The organism is Novosphingobium mississippiense, from assembly GCF_044029535.1.
In the GTDB taxonomy this organism is placed as follows: domain Bacteria; phylum Pseudomonadota; class Alphaproteobacteria; order Sphingomonadales; family Sphingomonadaceae; genus Novosphingobium.
This window is the reverse complement of the sequence record NZ_CP147001.1, coordinates 2874972-2888518: the sequence shown is the minus strand read 5'-3', so window position 1 is coordinate 2888518 and position 13547 is coordinate 2874972. Positions and strand designations below refer to the sequence as shown.

The 13547-nt window shown below is 65.4% G+C and carries 15 protein-coding genes; 7 read left to right on the top strand and 8 right to left on the bottom strand.

What is annotated here, in order from left to right:
• Positions 1-900: 900 nt before the first annotated feature.
• Positions 901-1161: a 30S ribosomal protein S20 gene (rpsT, locus tag WBP06_RS13700; RefSeq protein WP_395328751.1), complete on the bottom strand. Its 261-nt coding sequence runs from the start codon at positions 1159-1161 to the stop codon at positions 901-903.
• Between the two features lie 201 nt (positions 1162-1362).
• Entirely contained in the window at positions 1363-2175 is an 813-nt protein-coding gene (gene mutM, locus WBP06_RS13695) for a bifunctional DNA-formamidopyrimidine glycosylase/DNA-(apurinic or apyrimidinic site) lyase (protein ID WP_395334162.1), read from the bottom strand.
• 292 nt (positions 2176-2467) lie between these two features.
• On the opposite strand from mutM, the gene WBP06_RS13690 reads away from it, so the two are divergent.
• The gene (locus WBP06_RS13690; protein ID WP_395328748.1) at positions 2468-3379 is read left to right on the top strand and encodes a DMT family transporter; all 912 of its coding nucleotides are present in this window, start codon (positions 2468-2470) and stop codon (positions 3377-3379) included.
• Between the two features lie 40 nt (positions 3380-3419).
• On the opposite strand, the gene WBP06_RS13685 is transcribed toward WBP06_RS13690, so the two are convergent.
• Positions 3420-3857, bottom strand: a complete 438-nt coding sequence (locus WBP06_RS13685; RefSeq protein ID WP_395328745.1) for a TM2 domain-containing protein — start codon at positions 3855-3857, stop codon at positions 3420-3422.
• A gap of 247 nt (positions 3858-4104) precedes the next feature.
• Here WBP06_RS13685 and WBP06_RS13680 point away from each other — a divergent pair, with 247 nt between their 5' ends.
• The 5 genes from WBP06_RS13680 to dut are packed head-to-tail and all read left to right on the top strand — an operon-like array spanning position 4105 to position 9740.
• Positions 4105-4836 (top strand): class I SAM-dependent methyltransferase, encoded by a 732-nt coding sequence (locus WBP06_RS13680; protein WP_395328742.1) that lies wholly within the window; start codon positions 4105-4107, stop codon positions 4834-4836.
• A gap of 10 nt (positions 4837-4846) precedes the next feature.
• Positions 4847-6415 carry a 2-polyprenylphenol 6-hydroxylase gene (gene ubiB / locus WBP06_RS13675; RefSeq protein ID WP_395328740.1) on the top strand — a complete coding sequence of 523 codons (1569 nt, stop codon included), beginning with the start codon at positions 4847-4849 and terminating at the stop codon, positions 6413-6415.
• The gene (locus WBP06_RS13670) at positions 6379-7611 is read left to right on the top strand and encodes a hypothetical protein (RefSeq protein WP_395328738.1); all 1233 of its coding nucleotides are present in this window, start codon (positions 6379-6381) and stop codon (positions 7609-7611) included. The genes ubiB and WBP06_RS13670 overlap by 37 nt, the downstream gene beginning before the upstream one ends.
• Positions 7612-7648: 37 nt before the next feature.
• The gene (locus tag WBP06_RS13665; protein WP_395328735.1) at positions 7649-9283 is read left to right on the top strand and encodes a bifunctional phosphopantothenoylcysteine decarboxylase/phosphopantothenate synthase; all 1635 of its coding nucleotides are present in this window, start codon (positions 7649-7651) and stop codon (positions 9281-9283) included.
• Positions 9267-9740, top strand: a complete 474-nt coding sequence (gene dut, locus WBP06_RS13660; RefSeq protein WP_395328732.1) for a dUTP diphosphatase — start codon at positions 9267-9269, stop codon at positions 9738-9740. The genes WBP06_RS13665 and dut overlap by 17 nt, the downstream gene beginning before the upstream one ends.
• Before the next feature lie 11 nt (positions 9741-9751).
• Here dut and WBP06_RS13655 read toward each other — a convergent pair whose 3' ends face one another.
• The 4 genes from WBP06_RS13655 to WBP06_RS13640 form a co-directional block, all read right to left on the bottom strand.
• Positions 9752-9922: a hypothetical protein gene (locus tag WBP06_RS13655; RefSeq protein WP_395328730.1), complete on the bottom strand. Its 171-nt coding sequence runs from the start codon at positions 9920-9922 to the stop codon at positions 9752-9754.
• Positions 9923-9996: 74 nt separating this feature from the next.
• On the bottom strand, positions 9997-10176 hold the full coding sequence (locus tag WBP06_RS13650; RefSeq protein ID WP_395328727.1) for a hypothetical protein: 180 nt from the start codon (positions 10174-10176) through the stop codon (positions 9997-9999).
• A 230-nt stretch (positions 10177-10406) separates the two neighbouring features.
• Positions 10407-10574, bottom strand: a complete 168-nt coding sequence (locus WBP06_RS13645; protein WP_395328725.1) for a hypothetical protein — start codon at positions 10572-10574, stop codon at positions 10407-10409.
• Positions 10575-10725: 151 nt separating this feature from the next.
• Complete coding sequence (locus tag WBP06_RS13640) at positions 10726-11403, bottom strand: DUF4136 domain-containing protein (protein ID WP_395328723.1); 678 nt, start codon at positions 11401-11403, stop codon at positions 10726-10728.
• A gap of 202 nt (positions 11404-11605) precedes the next feature.
• Between WBP06_RS13640 and WBP06_RS13635 the strand changes: the two genes are divergently transcribed.
• Positions 11606-12286 (top strand): MOSC domain-containing protein, encoded by a 681-nt coding sequence (locus tag WBP06_RS13635; protein ID WP_395328720.1) that lies wholly within the window; start codon positions 11606-11608, stop codon positions 12284-12286.
• Between the two features lie 196 nt (positions 12287-12482).
• On the opposite strand, the gene trpS is transcribed toward WBP06_RS13635, so the two are convergent.
• Positions 12483-13502: a tryptophan--tRNA ligase gene (gene trpS, locus WBP06_RS13630; protein ID WP_395328717.1), complete on the bottom strand. Its 1020-nt coding sequence runs from the start codon at positions 13500-13502 to the stop codon at positions 12483-12485.
• Positions 13503-13547 lie beyond the last annotated feature (45 nt).

Sequence of the window (13547 nt, the reverse complement as noted above, 5' to 3'; positions counted from 1 at the left end):
TTCTTGCTCACGCCGTTAGCGCCCTGACCTGCAGAAGTACCTGACATTAGACCAACCCCCCTTGTTGGCTGCCGCCCCGAACGGGCTGTCGCGCAACCGGATAGGCACCGTCGCCACACGTAAAAAATCCCCACGCCGCAAACGCATGTTTGCAGCAGGTTCTTCGTTGCTGTCGATGTTCCCCGGCCGGTTCCGCAACGGCCGAGGACCCTTTTAGAAACGGGTTTGGTCGCGGTGCAATACGCTCCTCCCCAAATAAAAAAAATTATGCCTGTTGACTCAGCCTTGAGTGCCCAATTTCCGTCATGAATTGAATTTCATGAATTAAATCAGCAACTTGATCGATGGCCGCAAAAGCGGCTCATGCGAATCGCAAGGTTTCCGTCGATTCATCGCACGGCTTTGCCTGCGCGCAGCTGAACGGGCCCGAAAGCCAAACGCGCGAGCGTCGGCTTCGTTCCTGTTCCGTACTTGGCAGCGTTGTCGGCCGGGAGGGCATGGCGCCCCGAATCGGAAATTCGACTCAGTCGGCGCCTCTCCAAATGGCCGTGGCGATGCGAATCGGGGCGAATCGGGATGACCTTTGCGTCGCTCGCCGGCTCCTATGCGCCTGTCCCCATTTGCGACACCCGTCGAGGGACGAGGGCCGCCGTAAGGCGGGCGTAAGGATGGCCAGGAGGGCGCCTGAGAGCGGCTGGGGGCAAGCTCTGCCCACACGCCCCCGGCGCCGGGGGATTGCGTCTGGATCGAAGCGATCCGTCCGGCATCCCGGCGACGTCAGGCCCTGAAACGCCATCGGCCCAAGCATCCCGTCCGATTCTTCCGCGCTATCGCGGATGGTCGGACGGCAGCTTGGGCCGAAGCAGCAGTCCGGCGTCAGGCCGGACTGTCAGGCGCGTCTCAGAGAGCCGATACGGCCTTGGTCAGGCGCGAGAACTTGCGCGCAGCCGTGTTCTTGTGAAGCACGCCGCGGGCAACGCCACGGGCCAGCTCGGGCTGGGCTTCCTTGAGAGCGGCCGCAGCGGCGCTCTTGTCACCACCGGCGATCGCGGCTTCCACCTTCTTCACGAAGGTACGGATGCGGCTGACGCGGTTGGTATTGATCTCCGCACGGCGATCGTTGCGACGGATGCGCTTGCGGGCTTGCGGCGTATTGGCCATCGAATTTCCTCTGTCTGGCCCCCCACACAGCGGTGATGGCGGCCCAATGCCTAACGAATCTGCTTGGCGAGCGGACTCGCCGGAAAGCGCGCCCCTTAGCGGTGTGACGCTATTCCGTCAACCCGCGAGGCGCCTCCGAAACCGCCTATTTCTGGCATTTTCGGATGGAAAGGCTTCGCTCAGGCGCCGCGCGGGCTAAGGCTACCTTTGGCAGCGCGGGCACCAGAACGTGCTACGTCCTCCTTGGACGAAGCGCCGAACCGCCCCGCCACATAGGCAAGGCTGCCCCTCACGTCCATAGACCTGCCACGAAGTCGCGAAATAGCCCAGTTCTCCGTTGGGTTGGGCATAGTCGCGGATCGTCGAACCGCCGGCGGCGATCGATTCGGCCAGCACTTCGCGAATCGCCGGCACCAGTTTCCTGAGCGCGGGCAGACTGACCTGGCCCGCTTCCTTGTCCGGCCGGATCCCGGCGCGGAACAGTGCCTCGCACACGTAGATATTGCCCAGCCCGGCGACGACCTGCTGATCGAGCAGCATCTGCTTGATCGGGGCGATTCGTCCGGAGAGTTCGGCTTTCAGATGGGCGGGGGTCAACCCTTCGCCCAATGGCTCCGGCCCGAGCGCCGCGAAGGCGCCCCACGAATCGAGTGTCTCGGTCGGCACCAGATCGACCGAACCGAATCGCCGCGCGTCGTTGAGCGCCAGCACGTGGCCCGATCCCGTCTCGATCACCAGGTGGTCGTGCTTCTCCGGCTTTTCCGGCTCGATTCGCCAGCGGCCCGACATGCCCAGGTGGAACACCATGGTCTGGTCGCGGTCGGTATGGATCAGGCCATACTTGGCGCGGCGGCCCATCGTGGTGACGCGCGCGCCGGTCAGCACCTGCACCAGATCGGGCGGGAAGGGGCGGCGCAAGTCGGCACGGTTGAGCGTGACGCGGGCGATCCGCTCGCCCTCGAGATAGCGGGCAAGCCCGCGCACGGTGGTTTCGACTTCGGGAAGTTCTGGCATCGTGCGGAGGAGATAGGGCTTCAGGCGCGCCAAGAAAAGCGAGCGAGGCAAGTAAGGTCTGATGCTTCCCATTGATGGAGGGCACGTGCATTCCTCGTCGCCCCCGCGAAGGCGGGGGTCCCGCTTTCTTGGGTCATGCGGATTCCACGGCGCCAAGCACCCCTGCGTGGCGAATACGAAGAAGCGGGTCCCCGCCTTCGCGGGGACGACGGGTTTTTGTATATCGAAGTGGTCGCCATCATGCGGAAAATGCGGTTTTGCGCATTCCCGAAACCAACTCTAAGTGCCTCGCATGGAAGAAAACCGCTCCCAATATCGCGCCTTTGCCATGCTCGGCCTCGTCATGCTGTTCTGGGCGGGCAACTCGATCACCGGGCGGGCGGTGCGCGACGACATTCCGCCTTTCACGCTGGCCTTCGGGCGCTGGCTGATCGCGGTGATCATGCTGCTGCCCTTTGCGCTGGGGCCCTTGCGACGCGAATGGCGCGCGGTCGTGGCGGGTTGGCGCTGGATCCTGGTGCTGGGCGTGTTGGGCGTCGCCTGCTTCAACGGCTTTCTCTACAAGGGGCTGCATTATACGACCGCTGCGAACGCCCTGCTGTTGCAGGCCTCCATCCCGGCGGCGGTGACCGTGCTGGACCGGATGCTGTTCGGCGGGCTGCCCGGAAAGCTGCACGGTGTGGGCGTTGCGGTCTCGACCCTGGGCGTCGTTGCCATCGTCTTCAAGGGCGATCCGGCGGCGCTGATGCAATTGCGCTTCGGCCTGGGGGACGGGCTGGTGTTCTGCGCGGTGGCGGCCTGGTCGTTCTACACGGTGCTGCTGCGCAAGCGGCCGCCGATCCCGCCGGCGGTGTTCCTGTTCCTGACGTTCGTGCTGGGCGCGCTGGCGATGGGCCCGCTGGCCGCGTGGGAGGCCGCGCAGGGTGAGGTGGTGAAGTGGAGCCCGCATGTGCTGGCCGCCTTCGCCTATGTCGGCATTTTCCCCTCGGCCCTGGCCTACTTCATCTACAACCGCGCGACGGCCGACCTCGGCGCCGCGCGCGCGGGGCAGGCGATCACGCTGATGCCGCTGTTCGGTGCGTTGCTCTCGGCCCTGCTGTTGGGGGAGCGGCTGATGCCCTACCACCTCGTCGGCATGGCGCTGATTCTTGCCGGGATCGTGCTGTCCGCGCTGGCCATGCGGCGCCGGACGGCGGCCGCCTGAAGCGGCGCAACCGTCCGGACTTGTCCGTCGGCCGTAAGCGTCAGCCGTACTTGTAGTGGAAGGCGTCCTCGCTCGAACAGGCGTAGATGATCGCTTCGATGAACGCGATGCAGCCGGGGATCAGCGTCCAGCAGAACACCAGATAGAGGATGCCCCAGCCCGTCCTGTCCAGATAGAACTTGTGCGCGCCGATCCCGCCGAGGAACAGCGCGAGCAGGATCGCGGTGACCTTGCTCTTCACCGGCCGGCTGTAGCCGCCGGTCGAGACGGCGGCATTCATATAGACATTGCCCTGCCGTTCGCTGGCGCGCAGGGCTTCCTCGGCCCGGCGCAGCGCGATGTCCAGCGTTTCGCCGCAATGGCGGCACTTCTTGGCCGTGGCCTTCACGTCTTCGGCGCAGAACGGGCACTCTACAGTGGCCGTTTCGCCCTGCACGGCGCCCATAGAGAGCGTGTCTTCGCGGGTTGCGATTTCCATTGTTCCTGTCCCCCTTTGTATCGCCATGTCGTCGATCGTGGACCGGTTCGACCGGCCCTCCACGGCGAAAATCATAGGGGTGTTTGCCCTTCAGGCCCTTAATGTGCCGGTGAAAATGTTGAAATAGCGCGGTATTTTCCCTTTCCAAGGGGATGGGCACGGCAAAGCCCCGCCTTGCATTGACTGCTTCTATCCGCCGGCCAGCATCACCCTTTGCGCAAACGGCTTTTGCGCCTAAAGCGGCGCCATGAGCGAAACGGTTTCCTTCGGCTACGAGGATGTGGCCACCGAGGAGAAGGAGGCGCGCGTCGGCGCGGTCTTCTCCAGCGTTGCACGCAAGTACGACGTGATGAACGATGCCATGTCGGCCGGCATGCACCGGCTCTGGAAGGACAAGTTCGTGCGCCGCGTGAAGCCGCATCGCGACGAGCAGATTCTCGACATGGCTGGCGGCACGGGCGACATCGCCTTCCGCATGGCCGCGCATGGCGCATCGGTTACCGTTTCGGACATCAATCAGGACATGCTGGACGTCGGCGTGGAACGCGCGATGGAACGCGGCATCGACGGCCTGGTCTGGTCGCGCCAGAATGCCGAGGAACTTTCGTTCCCCGCGCGCCACTTCGATGCCTACACGATCGCTTTCGGCATCCGCAACGTCACCCATATCGACAAGGCGCTGGCCGAAGCGCACCGCGTGCTGAAGTTCGGCGGGCGGTTCTTCTGCCTGGAATTCTCGACCACCGAATGGCCGGGCTTCAAGGAAGTCTATGACGTCTATTCGCACCATCTGGTGCCGAAGATCGGACAGGCCATCGCCGGTGACGCGGAATCCTACCGCTACCTGATCGAATCGATCCGCCGCTTCCCGCCGATGCCGGAATTCGAAAAGATGATCCGCACCGCCGGCTTCAAGCATACCAAGGTGGAGCCGATCATGGGCGGCCTGGTCGCGATCCATTCGGGCTGGAAGGTCTGAGACTCACACCGTGACTGGATCGACCACGCATATCCTGCGGCTCCTCAAATGGGGCCGCGTCCTCGCGCGCCATGGGGCGCTGCGCGGGATCGAGAATGACCGCAATGCCCCGGCGCAAGTGAAGCGCCTGTGCCGGATCGCCCGCTTCGGCGCGCGCCAGCCGGCCGAGCCGGACTATGCCGGCGCCTTCCAGGAAATCGGCCCGGCCGCGATCAAGCTGGGGCAGGCGCTGGCCACCCGGCCCGATCTTGTGGGCGAAGGCCCGGCGCACAACCTGCTGACCTTGCAGGACAGTCTGCCGCCGGTGGCCTTCTCCGAAATCCGGCATGGGATCGAAAGCAGCTTCGGCCGCCCGTTGGAACAGATCTTCGCCTCGATCGACGAGAACCCGGTGGGCGCCGCCTCGATCGCGCAAGTCCATCGCGCGGTCACGCCCGATGGCCGCGATGTCGCCGTGAAAGTGCTGCGCCCCGGCATTCGCGAGCAGTTCGCCCGCGATGTCGAGACCTATGAATGGGCCGCCGCGCATCTGGAGGCGCTGGGCGGAGAGGCCGCACGCCTGCGCCCGCGCGCGGTGGTCGCCAATCTCAAGCGTTGGACCTTGCGTGAGCTGGACTTGCGCCGGGAGGCCGCCTCGGCATCGGAACTCACCGATGCGATGAAGGGCACGCATGGCTACCGCGTGCCGGATATCGACTGGGACCGTACCAACGGCCAGGTGCTGACGATCGAGTGGATCGGCGCCACCAAGATGAGCAATATCGAGGGGCTGCGCGCCGCCGGGCACGACCTGCCCAAGCTGGCGCACAAGCTGGTGCTCACCTTCCTGACGCAGGCGATCTCCTGCGGGTTCTTCCATGCCGACATGCACCAGGGCAACCTGTTCGTGGAGCAGGACGGCACCATCGTCGCCATCGATTTCGGCATCATGGGCCGCATCAACCGGCAGGCGCGACTGTGGCTGGCGGAAATCCTCTATGGCCTGACCACCGGCAATTACCGCCGTGTGGCGGAGATCCACTTCGAGGCGCAATACGTGCCCAGCTACCACACGGTGGAAGAGTTCGCGACCGCGCTGCGCGCCGTGGGCGAGCCGATGCGGGGCAAGCCGGTGTCCGAACTCTCGGTCGGCCAGATGCTCGACGGGCTGTTCGCAATCACCCGCGATTTCGACATGCAGGTCCAGCCGCACCTGCTGCTGCTGCAGAAGACCATGGTGATGGTCGAAGGGCTGGCCACCGCGCTCGATCCCGGCATCAACATGTGGGACGTGTCCGCCCCCTTCGTGAAGAGCTGGATTCGCGACGAACTGGGGCCGGAGGCGATCATTGCCGATCGTCTGCGCGAAGACCTGGGCACGCTGTTCCGCCTGCCCGCGCTGGTGCGACGGATCGAGGAGAAGTTCCCGCCCAAGGGGGGCGCGCCCGAACAGGCGCCGCTGCCGGACGTCGACCTTATTCTTGGCCTCGGGGAATCTCGTAAACCCGAAAGTAACCACTGGGTAGGCTATGGTCTGGCGGCAATCCTTGGGGGTGTTGCTGCATGGGCGCTGACGTACTGGACACTGCTGGGGCATTGAGCCTTTCCGAAGGGGCGGGGCTCGTACCCGCGCCTGTGCCCGCTTCCGCCACGCGCTTCGCGGTTTGGCCAGTGTGGCTGGCGCGTCTGGCGCTGGCCTTGCTGGCGGCCTTGCTGGTGGCTTCGGCAGTGGTGCCGGTGGCCAAGTCCGGCAATCGCTCCCCCTGGGAAGGCCCCGTGGAAGGGCCGGTCTCGACGGCAGGCAAGGCCGAGGTCGCGGGGAAACCCGTTGCGGCCAAGCCCTATGACGAGGACATCGCCCTTTACGAAGTGGCGATCGCTCGCGTGGCCAAGGGTGAGAATTACTACAGCTTCATCGTCCCCGAACAGCGCGCGCGCGATTATCCGGTGAACCCGGCCATCGCCGTGCGGCTGCCGACGCTGGCCTATCTCGACGCCTTGCTGGGCAGCGCGGGACAGATCGCGGCCGCCGTCGCGCTGATGGTGGCCATCATCGTCGTGTGGTGGCGCAAGCTGGGGGAGGCGGGCGTGTCGCCGCGCCTCAAGCGCATGGCAACGGCATTGGCTTTCGTGGGCGCATCGCTGGGGCTGAACCGGCATTACTTCCCGCTGCATGAGCTGTGGGCGGGCGGGTTGATCGCGCTGTCGCTGGGCCTGCATCGGATCGGCGTGAGGGGGCGGGGCGGCCGTTGGCATGCCGCTTTCGCCGCCGCCGTGCTGGCATTGGCGATCCGCGAGCATTCGCTGCCCTTCGTCGCGCTGATGGCCGCTACCGCATTGTGGCAGCGCAACTGGCGCGAGGCGGCGGCGTGGAGCGCGCTGATCGCGGTATTCTTCGCGGGGCTCGCCTGGCATCTTTCGGTCATTTCGCAGCAGGTGTTGCCCGGCGATCCGCACTCCGCGCCATGGCTGGTGCTGCGTGGGCTGCCCGGCTGGCTGTCCAATGTCGTCCAGTCGAGCAACTTGCGCTGGCTGCCGCATTGGCTTGCGGGCCCGGCGGTGGTGCTGATGACGTTCGGCTGGCTGGGCTGGAACCGGGCGGAAGGCATGTTCGCCTTCCTGCTGGCGGCGGGCTATGGCGTGCTGTTCATGGCGGCGGGTCGGTGGGACAATTTCTATTGGGGGGCTATGATCGCGCCGGCCATGTTTGCCGGCATCGCCTTCGCGCCGCGTGCACTCTCGGGGCTTGTGGTTGCCGCAAAGCTCGCCAAATCTCCGGTAAACACCCTAAACTGATTGCGCACCCATGAACGCTGTTGCACAAGCCCGGACCATGAGTGGTCCCCGTATTCTTCTGGTCATCGGCGGCGGCATCGCGGCCTACAAGGCCTGCGAACTCGTGCGCCATATCCGCAAGGAAGGCGGCGAGGTGACTTGCGTGCTGACCGAGGGCGGATCGCATTTCGTCACCCCGATGGCGCTGGCGGCGCTGTCCGAACGGCCGGTCTATACCTCGCTGTTCGACCTCAAGAACGAGGTGGAGATGGGCCATATCCAGCTGAGCCGAGAGGCCGATCTGGTGGTGGTCTGCCCGGCGACGGCGGACCTGATGGCCAAGATGGCCTCCGGCATTGCGGATGATCTGGCCACCACGATGATGCTGGCGACCGACAAGCCTGTCATGGCCGTGCCGGCGATGAACGTGCGCATGTGGCAGCATGCCGCCACCGTGCGCAACGTGCAGACGCTGCGCGATGCCGGCGTGGACGTGATGGAGCCGGACGAAGGCACGATGGCCTGCGGCGAGTTCGGCCCCGGCCGCTTGCCCGATCCCATCGCGATCTGGCAGCGCATTGCTTGGGCACTGGGCCTTGGCCCGGTGGAAGTGGCCCCTCTTCCTGGCTCTCTGCCGGGTTCGATCCCGTCGCTCCCGCAGCCTGAAGTGGGCCTCGATCTGGCCAATCCTTTCCCGTGGCAGCCGCAGTTCGCCGCGCCGGAACTGGAGCCGACTGCCGAGGAAACGGCGCCGGAGGACAGCTACGGCCTTGGCGGCCTGACCGGATCGATGATCAGCCGGGGCCTCCAGAAGGCCAAGCGTGCGATCAGCTTCGGCGCGCCGGACAATGACGGCGCGACGTTCGACCCGCTTGCGGATGGCGGCGCCATTGCCGATCCGGCGGCCGGGCTGCTGGTCGTCAAGAAGGGCGGCGCACGCTCCGCCCCGCCGACCGATCCCGACGCGATCAACCACACGGTTTCACAAGCCTCTGCCCCGCAGCCGTTCGGCGCGGCACCGGAAACACCGTTCGAAAAGCCTGCCGACGGCCCGCTTTCGGGTCGCCATGTGCTGGTGACGGCCGGCCCGACGTGGGAACCGATCGATCCGGTGCGCTACATCGCCAACCGATCCTCGGGCAAGCAGGGCTTCGCGATTGCCGCTGCCGCCGCCAAGGCCGGCGCGCGCGTCACGCTGGTGGCTGGCCCCGTGCACTTGCCGACCCCGCCGGGCGTGGACCGGGTGGACGTGGAAAGCGCGCAGCAGATGGCCGATGCGGTGAAGCAGGCGCTGCCGGCGGACATCGCGGTGATGGTTGCCGCCGTGGCGGACTGGCGCACGATCAGCGTCGCCAAGGACAAGCTGAAGAAGCGCGGATCGGCCCCGCCGGCGCTGCTCCTGACCGAAAACCCAGACATTCTCGCCAGCGTTGCCGCGCGGCCAGACCGGCCGCCGCTGCTGATCGGCTTCGCCGCCGAGACCGAGGACGTGATCCGCTACGCCAAGGAAAAGCGCAAGCGCAAGGGCGCGGACTGGATCATTGCCAACGACGTTTCCGGCGATGTGATGGGCGGCGATGCCAATGCCGTCCACATCGTGCGCGGCGACGACGTGATTTCCCTTCCCGAAATGCCCAAGGAGGAGGTTGCGCGCCTCCTCGTCGAAAGGTTCGCAGATGCACTCCCCCGATAATGACGTTCCGGTTGCCGTAAAGGTTCTCCCCCACGGTGAGGGCCTGCCGCTGCCGGTCTATGCCACCGATGGCGCGGCGGGCATGGACGTCGTTTCGGCCGAGGATGTGACGCTGGCCCCCGGCGGGCGTCATGCCGTCGCCACCGGCCTTGCCATGGCGATCCCGGCCGGTTTCGAGATTCAGGTGCGTCCGCGTTCGGGGCTTGCCCTCAAGCACGGCATTTCGGTGCCCAATTCGCCCGGCACGATCGATTCGGACTATCGTGGCGAGCTGAAGGTGATCCTGATCAACCACGGCGCCGATGCGTTCGACATCCGCCGCGGCGACCGCGTGGCGCAGCTCGTGCTGGCGCCCGTCACCCGCGCATCGTGGCTGCAGGTCGAGGAACTCGACGAGACGCTGCGCGGCGAGGGCGGCTTCGGGTCGACCGGCGGCGTGGTGGCTCTGGGGAACTGATCCTTCGGCGTCTATGAAAAGGCGCCGAAGACCCACAAGAGCAGCATGACGAGCGCCACGAGGCCAGACGTTACGGTGAGGCATCCAATCAGGCCCCATCGGCGATGAACCTCGTCGGTCGCCGTCTCCATCGCCGCTTCGGCGACACCGCCGGCAATTTCTCCAAGAATGTCGTCAATCATCGGCGGCTTGTTCTGTCGGATGGTATGCTTTGGCAAATGAAAGCGTCGTAACTGTTTGCGCGCCTTGGCGGAGTTCAGGCGTGCGAAAAGGCGCCGAGTAGCCAAAGAGCCAGCAACGCGACCACAGCCAACGTGAGAAGGGCCATCAGACAGCCTTTGCAGCCCCATCGGCGGTGAACGGTGTCGGCTGTGTCTACAGCATCGATGACGTCTGTAACGGTGTCGACTGCATCAAGGATCTGGTCGAGAGGCATCGTCGCTCCCTCTCGCCGCCAAACCGTTCAGGCAAGTGAACGGTATGAAATTCCCATAAGGTTGCGCCTCCCTCAACCAACACCGTCATCCTCGCGCAGGCGGGGATCCCGCTTTTGATGCGGCGCTTGTGTGGTGGAGCGTGTGGTGGAGCAGCGGGTGTGACGAAGATGGATTTGGCCGCAAGTTGGCTGGAAGAGCCGGGCACCAAGCCGGCTACTCCACCCCGAATTCAATCCTTGCGGTCGATTCGCGCGCGCCGCTCGCGGTGGCGCTTCACGCCGTACCAGCCCACGCCGCCGATCCCCGCAATGGCCGCCAAGCCTTTGGCAAGGGCTGAGAAGGCCGATGTCAGCGCTCCTACGGTCACCCCCCAGAAGAGCTGCGACATGATGGCCATGAAGGTATTCATTCGTGTGGGGCTATATCCGGCACGGCCAGGGGGAGATAGCCCATAAAGCAGAAACGGGCCCACCGGTTGCCCGGCGAGCCCGTTTCTGCCCCGTCTTTGGGCGCCGCCCGCCACCAGGGGCGGGGGCTGCCCTATCGGATCACTTCTTTTCCGGCGCGATCGAGATGCGCACGGTCTCGCCCGAATTGCCCGGGAAGTTCGTGAACATCGCCTGGATCAGGTTCGGAACAAGGTACTGCAGGCGGTTCGAGGTCGAAACCGCCTCGGCCTTGCCTTCGAACAGGCGCTGGTTGTCCACCGCGCGGTCGATCTTCAGCGAGATGCCGCTGGTGAAGACGGTGTAGCTGTCGATGCCGCTGTCGAAGAACGGATCATACCAGCCCATCGCCCAGGGGCCACCGCCCCAGCCGCCCCAACGCGGACCGTAGAAGCCACGGCCGTAGAAGCCGGGGCCGTACCACGGGCTCCAGAAGCCGCCCATGCCGGGGGTGGAACGCACGCGTTCACGTCCGGTATCGACGCCATAATCGAAGCGCACGATCAGCGTTGCCTTGGCGGGATCGTCGACCGGGGTGTAGCCCTGCTTGGCCACCTGATCGCGCACCAGCGCGGCGTAGGTGGCGAATTCCAGTCCACCGGCCAGCTTGGGATCATCGGCGACGACGACGAAAGTCTGCCCTTCCGGCGCCGGAAGCTGCGTCCGGAAGCGCGAGACGTTGGCATTGAAGGGGGTGGCGCATGCGGCCAGCGCCATGAGAAGCACGGCGACGGCTGCGACCCTTAGCCTGCCGAGGTGCGTTCCGGGATGTTCTGTCATTGGTCTTACTCCATGAACCCTTAGGCCCGAAACGCCCTTCCCAAGCGCGGCCCGCGATTCCTTGCGACTCTGCCTTATTATCAATGCCCTGAATAGCGGTTGAATGGTGGCACAACTGTGATGGACCGTTGTTGCGTTCATCCGCCGGTCAGGGCACCGGTCCTGGCTTGAGTTAACTACCGCAATGTAGGACTCATTGGGCATGACCACCAGTGCCACATCCTTAATTTCCGTGCCGATTCGTTCGATTCAGTGCGGGGCGGTCGCACCCTTCCGCGGTGCGGACGAGCCCAGCGCCATCGGCAAGCATCCGGTGACGGGGCCGGTGCGCGTCCGTCGGCTGGGTCTGGAAGGTGACGCGCAGGCCGATCTGGCCGTCCATGGCGGGCCGGACAAGGCGATCCACCACTATCCGCACGATCATTACGCCTTCTGGCGCGCGCGGTTGGGCGATCATCCGTTGCTGGAAGACTATGGCGCCTTTGGGGAAAACATCGCCACCGATGGCCTGACCGAAGACGCGATCTGCATCGGCGACCGCTGGCGACTGGGTAGCGCGCTGGTCGAAGTGAGCCAGGGGCGCCAGCCGTGCTGGAAGCTGGACCATCGCTTCGACGGGGCGGCGGTCAATGCCGGCGTGGTGAAATCGCGTCGGGCGGGCTGGTACTACCGCGTGATCGAGGAGGGCGAGGTTGCCGCGGGCGACATGATGGAACTGGTCGCGCGGCCCAATCCCGATTGGAGCGTGCGGCGCGTGTTCGGCCTGTTGATCGCCGGCGATCACAAGAAGGATCCTGCCGGGCTGGAAGCACTGGGCGAGGTTTCGGCGCTGGCCGCGCCCTGGGTGCGGCGGCGCGCGAAGTTGCTGGGGCTGGAAGGCTAGGCGGCAGGAACCCGTTCTCGCAAATATTCCCGTCGCCCCCGCGAAGGCGAGGGCCCCGCTTCCTTGCGGCATGAACCAAGGCAAGCGGGATTTCCGCCTTCGCGGGAATGACGAGGTATTTTCGTGAGGTGCCGGTTTGGAAGCCGGCGAATTCAGGCGCGTGGGAAAGTCCAGCTCCCCCACGCGCCTGTAATGGTCACCCGCGAACGAGGCCCAGCGCCTCGTACGTCTTCTCCAGCGTCGGGATTGCGAGCGCGCGGGCCTTTTCGGCGCCCTTGCGCAAGATCGCGTCAAGCGCGGCGCGGTCCTGCCGCAGTTCGACGAAGCGCGCGTTGATCGGCGAGAGCTTTTCCACCAGCAGCTCGCCCAGCGCCGGCTTGAACGCGCCGAAGCCCTGGCCGCCGAACTGCGCCAGCACTGCGTCCACCGTGGTGCCGGCCATGACGGCGTAGATCGAGACGAGGTTGTTCGCCTCCGCACGGCCTTCCAGCCCGGCCTTTTCCGAAGGCAGCGGCTCCGGATCGGTCTTGGCCTTCTTCACCTTCTGCATGATGGTATCGGCATCGTCGGTCATGTTGATGCGGCTCATGTCCGAAGGGTCGGACTTGCTCATCTTCGAGGTGCCGTCGCGCAGGCTCATGATGCGGGCGGCTTCGGGCGGGATGAACGGCGCGGGCAGCGTGAACAGCGGCGCGTCTTCCGCACAGAAGTCGTTGTTGAACTTCTGCGCGATGTCGCGCGCCAGTTCCAGGTGCTGCTTCTGGTCCTCGCCCACCGGAACGTGGGTCGCCTGATAGATCAGCACGTCGGCGGCCTGCAGCACCGGATAAGTGAACAGCGCGACCGACTGGCCTTCGCGGTTCTTGCCGGCCTTGTCCTTCCACTGCGTCATGCGGTTCAGCCAGCCCATGCGCGCGGTGCCGTTCAGCAGCCACTGCATTTCCGCGTGCTGGGGCACTTGCGCCTGATTGAACAGGATCGAGCGATCGGGATCGATCCCGCAGGCGACGAGGGCGGCCACCATCTCGCGCGTGTTGGCGGAGAGGTCGGCCGGGGTGTGCGGCATCGAGATCGCGTGGAGATCGGCCAGGAAGTAGAGGCACTCACCCCCGCTGGCGGTGGCGTCGTCCTGCATCGAGACCCAGTTGCGGATGGCGCCCAGGTAGTTGCCGAGGTGCAGGTTGCCGGTGGGCTGAATGCCGGAGACGATACGCATGGACGCGTCCTTCGCGAGTTATGGGTTGTCGGATGTGTGGTTTGG